We start from the raw sequence: 1,536 nt of genomic DNA on the forward strand, positions 1-1,536 counted from the left end.
CCTACTATTGAAATATGGCCTCCTTTCCCGCAGTGCCCGCCCCGACCACCGGGTCCACCCCGGTGGACACGGCCGTGCGCGCCGCCCGGGAACAGGCCACCACCTTCTTCACCCGCGAGTTCGCGCCCGGGTGTGAGGGCGAGGTGTTGGACCAGGCCACCCGCCTGTGGGAGGAACTGGACCAGATCAAGCACCACATGGTCAGGGCCCTGGCCCGCATCGAGGCCAGCGGACAACTCCTGAGCGAGGGCGGCCACCGCGACCTGACCACGTGGATGCGCCACTCCTTCGCCATCCCTACCGCCCAGGCCAACGAACTCGCCGCTGTGGGTCGCGCCGACGTCCACCATTCGATGCCCGACACATTGAGGGCGCTGGAGTCCGGGGAATTGTCCTTCGGGGAATCGGCCGCCATCATCACGAGTGTGGAACGCGCGGTGGACAAAAAGGGCCCCGCCCACAACACCGACCCTGAGCTGTTGCGGGCGAAGATGGAATGCGGGCTGCTGTCCTTCAAGGAGGAACGCCCCAACGCCTCCGTTGCCTCCCTGGCCCGGGCCGCCCACCAGCTCAGCGCCCGCCTGGACCCTGAGGGTGTGGAGCGCGAGCACGAGGCCGCCCACGCCAACCGGGGCGCGACCCTGGCGCGGACCTTCGGCGGGAGCTTCCTGTTCCAGGCCTGGGGTTCAGCCGCTGACGCGCTGCGTCTTGAGGCCGTGTTGGAGGGCTACACCAACCCCCACAACCCTCAGGACGGGTTGTCGCCTGCTCAGCGGGGCTTTGACGCGTTCATGAACGCGGTGGGCCTGGCCCAGACCCATCACGGGTGTGCGAAGCCCTCGACGCCGGCCGCGCTCATCACCATTCTCATCCCCGCCACGACCCTGGCCGGGGTGGGTGGGGATGATGTGGCCGCTACCCAGAACGGGCAGGTGGTCCCGACCACCGCTGTGCGGGAGTTGCTGGGGGAGAGCTTGGTGCGTCACCTGATGGTGGAGCACAAGAGCGGCGCGGTGTTGGATGTGGGGCACGAGTACCGCACGGCTACCCCGCAGATCAAAGCGGCCGCCTACCTGGGGCACACCACCTGCGCCTGGCAGTACGGGTGTGATGTGCCTCTGAAGTGGACGCAGGCCGATCACATCGTGGAGTGGTGGCAGGGCGGACGTACCAGCGCTGAGAACATCCAACCCTTGTGTTCGACCCATAACCGGCTCAAGCACCGGTGGGGGCTGCGCCGGGACAAGAGGATGTGGTCCGGCCGCAACCGAGGCCACCCACCCCGACCGCCGGGCCCGCCGGGCCGGATACCGCCTCCCCGCACACCACGCGAATGACCCCGCTCCCGGCGCCCCTTACTCCCGCACGCCCCCATGCCCTTACCCATGCCCAGGCCCTGAGAGGAACGCCGTCATGCCCACACCCAACATCGCCGCCCAGACCCCCGCCCAGGGCGGGGACGGGCAGCACCTTCCCAACCCGAGGACCACCACCAACCCCGACCCAGCGCTCTCCCTCGCTGCCGCAGTTCCGTCC

Annotated in this window: 1 protein-coding gene; it reads left to right on the forward strand. The window is 68.9% G+C overall.

Going from position 1 to position 1,536, the window contains the following annotated elements; all coding sequences use genetic code 11:
• The first annotated feature begins 14 nt into the window (after positions 1 to 14).
• A complete protein-coding gene (locus KBX21_RS26240) occupies positions 15 to 1,337 on the forward strand; it encodes an HNH endonuclease signature motif containing protein (RefSeq protein ID WP_210844326.1) in 1,323 nt (440 codons plus the stop codon).
• Positions 1,338 to 1,536: the final 199 nt, after the last annotated feature.

It is taken from the genome of Nocardiopsis sp. B62, from assembly GCF_018070675.1.
In the GTDB taxonomy this organism is placed as follows: Bacteria; Actinomycetota; Actinomycetes; order Streptosporangiales; family Streptosporangiaceae; genus Nocardiopsis; species Nocardiopsis prasina.

Excerpts from the sequence above, each read along its gene's own strand:
- KBX21_RS26240 (WP_210844326.1), top strand. The coding sequence starts at position 15 with ATGGCCTCCTTTCCCGCAGTGCCCGCCCCGACCACCGGGTCCACCCCG.